Origin of the sequence: Roseicyclus sp. (assembly GCF_052168335.1) — a bacterium.
Taxonomy (GTDB): Bacteria; Pseudomonadota; Alphaproteobacteria; order Rhodobacterales; family Rhodobacteraceae; genus Roseibacterium.
Genome location: NZ_JBQLZP010000539.1, coordinates 1 through 7262 on the forward strand (window position 1 = coordinate 1; position 7262 = coordinate 7262).

The 7262-nt window shown below is 71.3% G+C and carries 7 protein-coding genes and 1 tRNA gene; 7 read left to right on the top strand and 1 reads right to left on the bottom strand.

All coding sequences use genetic code 11. The features are described 5' to 3' along the window. The 5 genes from ACTS11_RS16510 to ACTS11_RS16530 all read left to right on the top strand — a co-directional run. Nucleotides 1-335 (top strand): ACT domain-containing protein (locus tag ACTS11_RS16510; RefSeq protein WP_442641395.1); only part of this gene is annotated, 335 nt, incomplete at its 5' end. A gap of 157 nt (nt 336-492) precedes the next feature. Continuing rightward, the gene (glpX, locus tag ACTS11_RS16515; RefSeq protein ID WP_442641396.1) at nt 493-1452 is read left to right on the top strand and encodes a class II fructose-bisphosphatase; all 960 of its coding nucleotides are present in this window, start codon (nt 493-495) and stop codon (nt 1450-1452) included. A 1-nt stretch (nt 1453) separates the two neighbouring features. After that, nucleotides 1454-2017: a cysteine hydrolase family protein gene (locus ACTS11_RS16520; RefSeq protein ID WP_442641397.1), complete on the top strand. Its 564-nt coding sequence runs from the start codon at nt 1454-1456 to the stop codon at nt 2015-2017. 86 nt (nt 2018-2103) lie between these two features. Further along, nucleotides 2104-3864 carry a single-stranded-DNA-specific exonuclease RecJ gene (gene recJ / locus ACTS11_RS16525; protein WP_442641398.1) on the top strand — a complete coding sequence of 587 codons (1761 nt, stop codon included), beginning with the start codon at nt 2104-2106 and terminating at the stop codon, nt 3862-3864. Nucleotides 3865-3951: 87 nt separating this feature from the next. Beyond that, nucleotides 3952-4026 (top strand) — tRNA-Glu (locus ACTS11_RS16530). 142 nt (nt 4027-4168) lie between these two features. On the opposite strand, the gene ACTS11_RS16535 is transcribed toward ACTS11_RS16530, so the two are convergent. Beyond that, on the bottom strand, nt 4169-4864 hold the full coding sequence (locus tag ACTS11_RS16535; RefSeq protein ID WP_442641399.1) for a TetR/AcrR family transcriptional regulator: 696 nt from the start codon (nt 4862-4864) through the stop codon (nt 4169-4171). Nucleotides 4865-5203: 339 nt separating this feature from the next. Here ACTS11_RS16535 and ACTS11_RS16540 point away from each other — a divergent pair, with 339 nt between their 5' ends. Further along, nucleotides 5204-6043 (top strand): ABC transporter ATP-binding protein, encoded by an 840-nt coding sequence (locus ACTS11_RS16540; protein WP_442641400.1) that lies wholly within the window; start codon nt 5204-5206, stop codon nt 6041-6043. 28 nt (nt 6044-6071) lie between these two features. Beyond that, nucleotides 6072-7262: ABC transporter substrate-binding protein (locus ACTS11_RS16545; protein WP_442641401.1), on the top strand; the 1191-nt coding region annotated here is incomplete at its 3' end.

Genomic DNA, 7262 nt, shown 5'->3' on the forward strand with positions numbered 1-7262 from the left:
ACATCGCACGCGGCTTCCGCCTGCCGGTCTTCGGCCAGCCCGCCGCGACGCTCGCGCCCGCCCGGCCCGCGAACGCCGAGAGCCCGGCCTGCTACTACCTGCGCCTCGACCTCGTGGACAAGCCCGGCGCGCTCGCCAAGGTGGCGACGGTGCTGGGCGAGAACGGCATCTCCATCGACCGGATGCGGCAGTACGACCACCCGGGCGCGAACGCCCCCGTGCTGATCGTCACCCACCGCACCGCGCGCCCGAACCTCGACGCGGCGCTCGCCGGGCTGCCGGGCACCGGCGTCGTCGCGGCCGCGCCCGTCGCCCTCCGCATCGAGGACGTCTGAGGCGGGGCGCCCGGAAAAGCCGGCTTTTCCGGGCGGAATTGCCGGCAATTCCGCCCCGGGCCGCCATGTTAGCGCAAGCCGTCCCAGCCGCGCGCTTGCCCGCCCGCGGGGCGGCGGCTACACCGATGCCAGCATTTCCGCACCGGAAGGATTTCCCATGACGCATCCCGCCGATTTCAACGACCGCATGCTCTCGCTCGGGCTCGCCCGGGTGTCGGAGGCCGCCGCCATGGCCTCGGCCACGCTGATCGGGCGCGGCGACGAGAAGGCCGCCGACCAGGCCGCCGTGAACGCCATGCGCGACCAGCTCAACAAGCTCGACATCAAGGGCGTGGTCGTCATCGGCGAGGGCGAGCGGGACGAAGCGCCCATGCTCTACATCGGCGAGGAGGTCGGCAACGGCCAGGGCCCCGAGGTCGACATCGCGCTCGACCCGCTCGAGGGCACGACGCTGACCGCCAAGGACATGCCGAACGCGCTGACCGTGATCGCGATGGGGCCGCGCGGCTCGATGCTGCACGCCCCCGACGTCTACATGGAGAAGCTCGCCATCGGCCCGGGCTACCGCCCCGGCGTCGTCACGCTCGACATGTCGCCGGCCGAGCGGGTCTCGGCCCTCGCCGCGGCCCGGGGCTGCTCGACCCGCGACATCACCGTCTGCGTGCTGGAGCGTCCGCGCCACGAGGAGATGATCGCCGAGTTGCGCACCACGGGCTGCGCCATCCGCCTCATCACCGACGGCGACGTGGCGGGCGTCATGCACTGCGCCGAGCCCTCGACGGGCATCGACATGTACATGGGTTCGGGCGGGGCGCCCGAGGGGGTCCTGGCCGCCGCCGCGCTCAAGTGCATGGGCGGGCAGATCTTCGGCAGGCTCCTCTTCCGCAACGACGACGAGAAGGCGCGCGCGAAGAAGGCCGGGATCACCAATCTCAACCGCGTCTACACCCGCGACGACATGGTGACGCGCGACGTGATCTTCGCCGCGACCGGCGTGACCGACGGCTCGATCCTGCCCGGCATCAAGCGCGAGGTCGGTTACCTGACCGCCGAGACGATCCTGATGCGCTCGAAGACGGGCTCGGTCCGGCGCATGACCTACCGCAACCCGCGCTGAGATGGAGACGCGGGCGGCGCTGGTCCTCGTCGACATCCAGGCAGGCTTCGACGCCCCGACCTGGGGCCCACGCAACAACCCCGACGCCGAGGCGCGGGCGGCAGCGCTGCTCGCGCACTGGCGCGGGGCGGGCGCGCCCGTCGTCCATGTCCGCCACGTCTCGACCGAGAAGGGCAGCCCGCTCTCCGGCAAGGGCACCGAATTCAAGTCCGAGGTGGCGCCGCGGGGCCGCGAACCCGTCTTCGAGAAGTCCGTCAACTCCGCCTTCATCGGGACGGGACTCGAGAGCCACCTGCGGGGGCTCGGGGCCCAGCGCCTCGTGATCTGCGGGCTGACGACGCCGCACTGCGTCTCGACCACCGCGCGGATGGCCGCGAACCTCGGTTTCTCCGCCCGGGTCGCGCACGACGCCTGCGCGGCCTTCGCCCGGAACGCCGATACCGGCTGGCGCGCCGACCTGCCCGCGATGGACCCCGAGGAGATCCACGTCGCGGCACTCTCCCATCTCCACGGCGAGTTCGCGGAGGTGATCGGGAGCGCGGCGCTCCTCGACGCGGCACCCTGATCCGGGATTTCGTGTGGATAACGCGAGATGCAGGGGCTGACGCGCGACCCACCCCCTGATATTGTGGCCGGAGCGAGGATGAAGCCATGCCCCGGGACCACAGTGACAGCGCGTTTCTCGGCGTTGAGGCCTCGATCACCGGCCGCCGGTGGGTCGGCCCCGACGTGGAGGCCGAGCGCCTCGCCGCCGCCCTGACCCAGCGCGCGGGCCTCGAGCCCGCCGTCGCCGCGATCCTCGCCCGGCGGGGCGTCGCGCCGGAGGAGGCCGCAGGCTTCCTTTCCCCCTCGCTCCGCGATCTCCTGCCCGATCCGTCGGTCCTGAAGGACATGGACGCGGCCTCCGCACGGCTGGCCGAGGCGCTGAGGCGGCGGCAGCGCATCGCCGTCTTCGCCGACTACGACGTGGATGGCGGCGCCTCGGCCGCGCTCCTCCTGACCTGGCTCCGCCAGATGGGCCATGGCGCCACGCTCTACGTTCCCGACCGGATCGACGAGGGCTACGGACCGAACGCGCCCGCCATGGCCGCGCTCGCCCGCGACCACGACCTCATCGTCTGCGTCGACTGCGGCACGCTCAGCCACGGGCCGATCGCGGCGGCGAAGGGTGCGGACGTCATCGTCCTCGACCACCACCTCGCCGAGGCGGACCTGCCCGACTGCGTTGCGGTGGTGAACCCCAACCGGCAGGACGAGCCGGGCGATCTCGGCCATCTCTGCGCGGCGGGGGTCGTGTTCCTGCTGCTCGTGGACCTCAACCGCAGGCTCCGGGCCGAGGGCGTTGCGGGCCCCGACCTCATGGCGATGCTCGACCTCGTGGCGCTGGCCACCGTGGCCGACGTGGCGCCGCTCCGGGGGGTCAACCGCGCCTTCGTGCGGCAGGGCCTGACGGTGATGGGGCGCAGGAAGCGCAAGGGGCTCGTGGCGCTCGCCGACGTGGCGCATCTCGACCGGGCGCCGACATCCTACCACCTCGGCTTCGTGCTCGGACCCCGCGTCAACGCGGGCGGGCGCATCGGGCAGGCGGACCTCGGCGCGCGGCTGCTCGCCACCGACGACGCGGAGGAGGCGATGGCGCTCGCGCGCAGGCTCGACACGCTGAACGCCGACCGCCGCGAGATCGAGGCCCGCGTCCGCGACGAGGCGCTGGCCCAGGCCGAGGCACGCGGCCTCGACGGACCGCTGGTCTGGGCCGCCGGCGAGGGCTGGCACCCCGGCGTCGTCGGCATCGTGGCGAGCCGCCTCAAGGAACACGCGAACCGCCCCGCCATCGTCATCGGCTTCGACGGCGAGTCCGGCAAGGGCTCGGGCCGCTCGGTCTCGGGGGTGGACCTCGGCGCGTCGATCCAGCGCCTCGCCGCCGAAGGGCTGATCGAGAAGGGCGGCGGGCACCGGATGGCGGCGGGCCTCTCGCTCGGCCGGGCGCAGCTCGAGCCCGCGATGGCGCGCCTGGCGGAACTCCTCGCCCGCCAGGGCGCGGGCACGGGGGGCGCGGGCGACTACCGGCTCGACGGGGTGCTCATGCCCGCCGCGGCGGAGCCCGCCCTCGTCGAGCGGATCGAGGCCGCGGGCCCCTTCGGCGCCTCGGCCCCCGCCCCGCGCTTCGCCTTCCCCGCCATGCGCATCAGGATGACGCGGCCGGTCGGCGAGAGCCACCTGAAGCTCGCCTTCTCCGACGGCGGCCCGGTCAGCCTCGACGCGATCTGCTTCGACGCCGCGCGCCTCGGGCTCGACGCGCTCCAGGCCCACCAGGGCCGGCCGGTCCACCTCGCGGGGCGGGTGGAACTGAACCACTGGAACGGCAGGACGCGCGTGCAGCTCTGCCTCGAGGATGCCGCCTGGGCGGGCTGAGCCCGACCCGCGGAAATCGCGCGGCGCCCGCAAGAATCCCCTTGAACCCGCCGCGGGGTTTTTCTAGACACCCTCCACGCCAAGCGCGGCCCGTTCGTCTATCGGTTAGGACGCCAGGTTTTCAACCTGGAAAGAGGGGTTCGATTCCCCTACGGGCTGCCATTCACTTCCCGGAAACCCTTCAAATCTCGCCGGAAACCGTGTCGCCGTGGCTGCTGCGCACGTTGCCGGGCGTCCGGTCTCGAAGCTGGGCGATGATGCGGCTCCCCGTGGGCCCGCCGCGAAGCCGCCCCGGTGCCGGGTCTCAGGCGGGCAGCCGGCGGGCCTTGTGGGTCTTCGCCCCGGCAATCAGGAGGGCCGCGAGATCGCGGGCGTGGCGGGCGTAGTCGGCATTGCCGCTGGCCTGAGCGGCCACGATGGCGCCGTCGATGAGCAGCGTGACCTGCGCGACGATCGCCTGCGGGTCGCGCGCCCCGGCCATCTCGGCCTGCGCGGCGATCCAGCCGTTCAGATGCGTCTTGTGCGCCGCCAGAAGCCTGCGCAGGCGCGCGTTGTTGATGTCGAATTCGCCGAGCGCGTTGATGAAGGGGCAGCCGAAGAAGTTCGGGTCCCTGAACCACGTCGCGAGAATGTCGAAGACCGCCAGCAGCCGCTCCTCCGGGCCGCCCTCGATCTTGCCCATCTCGGTGAAGAACCAGCTGCGCCAGGCGGCCCCCTCGCGTTCGAGAACGGCCTCGATCAGCTGCTCCTTGTTCCCGAAGTGCTTGTAGAGCGAGGTCTTCGCCGTGCCCGCACGCCGCGCGATGGCATCGACGCCCGTGGCCTGGAACCCATGGTGGCAGAAGAGCCAGGAGGCGGCGGCGAGGACGCGGTCGGAGGTCGTGGTCCGATACCGCGCCGAGCAGACGGTGCCGGCCCCGAGGCAGAGCTCGTCGTCGGCGACGAGGGCTCGCGCGTCGGCCGGAGTGGCCTCGTCCGCTGGTTCCGACCTGATGTTCATCGTCTGCGCTCGATCGCTGCTGCTCGGGGCAGGGTCATACTGCCCGGTATCGTTATTTCAGGTCTTTCCGCTTCGCGCCAGTGCAAAAGCCGTGCGCCCGACATCGGAAAAGATACTGATCGGTATCCGATTCTCGTGTGAGTCCATCGCCAGATTCGGCGCGCGGCACGCGCATTCCGCCCAGAAAAGCGGCAATTTACCTCAAACAAGGCCTCTTCTCGCGCCGCAAATGGCAGAAGCCGCGTGTTTCGCCGTCGCAGCGCAGCGAGCATTAGACAAAACAGATCGGTATCGTGACGCTGACTACAGAACGGTTCCCGCCCGCAGCAGAGGTTGCCGATGACCCACCACGCGCAGTTCACCACCTCCGCCGAGCGTGGAGCCGTCCGTCCGGTGCTCGATTCGACGAAGGCCGCGCCGGGACGCCACGCCAGGTCCGGCGCGCATGTCCGGATCGAGGCCTTGTCCCACCGCTATCGCGGAACGGCGGCGAATTGCCTGGACGGGCTCGACTTCGAGGTTCCCGCCGGTCAGGTCATGGCGCTTGTCGGTCGCTCGGGCTGCGGAAAGTCCACGCTTCTCCACCTGATCGCGGGCCTGATGCAGCCTGCGCAGGGCGGCGTCTACATCGACGGCAACCGCGTGCGCGGCCCGTCGCCGCGCTGGGTCGTCATGTTCCAGGCGCCGTCGCTCTTCCCGTGGATGACGGTGGCCCAGAACGCCGCCCTCGGGCTGCGCTTCGCGCGCCGCACCTCCGAGATCCCCGAGCGCGTTCCCGCCCTGCTCGAGATGGTGGGCCTCGGCGCCCTTGCCGACCGGAACGTCCAGGACCTGTCGGGCGGTCAGCAGCAGCGCGTCGCGCTGGCCCGGTCGCTGGCCACGCAGCCCGACCTCCTCCTGCTCGACGAGCCGTTCTCGGCGCTCGACACCTTCACCCGCCGGACCCTTCAGCAGGACGTGCGGCGCATCGCCGGGGATCTGGGCCTCACGGTCGTCCTCGTCACCCACGACATCACCGAGGCCGCCATCATGGCCGACCGCGCCCTGCTCATGGCGCCCGATCCCGGCCGGATCGTCACCGACACTATGCTCGACCCCGGCCCCGAACGCCATCGCGACAGCCCAGCCTTCGAGGCCGAGCACGCGCGCCTCGCGCATCTGTTCGAGACGACCGCCTGACTTCCCCCCATGCACAGGAGTTGCCACCATGACCGATGACGATCTGCGCCGCGCCGAACTGGACTGGGCCCGCGCCGCCTATGCCGGCGACTATTCCCGCAGGGGCGCGCTCGGCGTGCTGGGCAAGGGCGGCCTCTTCGCGGGCCTGTCGGGCCTGCTGTCGTCGCTCCCCCGGATGTCCTACGCGCAGGAAGACGAGATCGTGCGCATCGGCTACCTGCCGATCACCGACGCGACCGCGCTGCTGGTCGCGCATGCCAACGGCTACTTTGCCGACGAAGGGCTCGAGGCCGAGGACCCGACCCTGATCCGGGGCTGGGCGCCGCTGATCGAGAGCTTCGTCGCCAACCGCTTCAACCTCGTGCATTTCCTGAACCCGATCCCGATCTGGATGCGCTACAACAACAACTTCCCCGTGAAGGTGCTGGCCTGGGCGCACACCAACGGGTCGGGCGTGGTCGTCGGCGAACACACCGACATCACCGATTTCGCGGGGCTGGGCGGCAAGCAGGTCGCGGTGCCGTTCTGGTACTCGATGCACAACATCGTGCTGCAATACGCGCTGCGCCAGTCGGGGATCACGCCGGTGATCCGGGACCAGTCCGCGCCGCTGGCGCCGAACGAGTGCAACCTGATGGTCATGCCGCCGCCGGAGATGCCGCCCGCGCTCGCGGCCCGCTCGATCGACGCCTACATCGTGGCCGAGCCCTTCAACGCGCTCGGCGAGGTGATGGCCGGCGCGCGGATGCTGCGCTTCACCGGCGACATCTGGAAGAACCACCCCTGCTGCGTCGTCGCCACCCACGAAGAGGCGATCACCGCGCGGCCGGAATGGGTGCAGGCCGTGACCAACGCCGTCGTGCGCGGCGCGATCTACGCCTCGCAGAACAAGACCGAGGTGGCCCGCATGATCAGCCGCGACGGCCGCGGCTACCTGCCCGCACCGGCCGAGGTCGTGGAACGCGCGATGACCCACTACGACGGCGCGGAATACGCCGCGAGCGGCGCGCTGACCCATGCCGACTGGGGCAACGGGCGGATCGACTTCCAGCCCTGGCCCTACCCCAGCGCCGACGCGCTGACCGTCACCTACCTGCGCGAGACGGTGGTGTCGGGCGACGCGGCCTTCCTCGCCGATCTCGACCCGGCCTTCGTCTCCGAGGATCTGGTCGACCGACGTTTCGTGCGGAACGCGGTCGAGAGCTTCCCCGAATGGCTC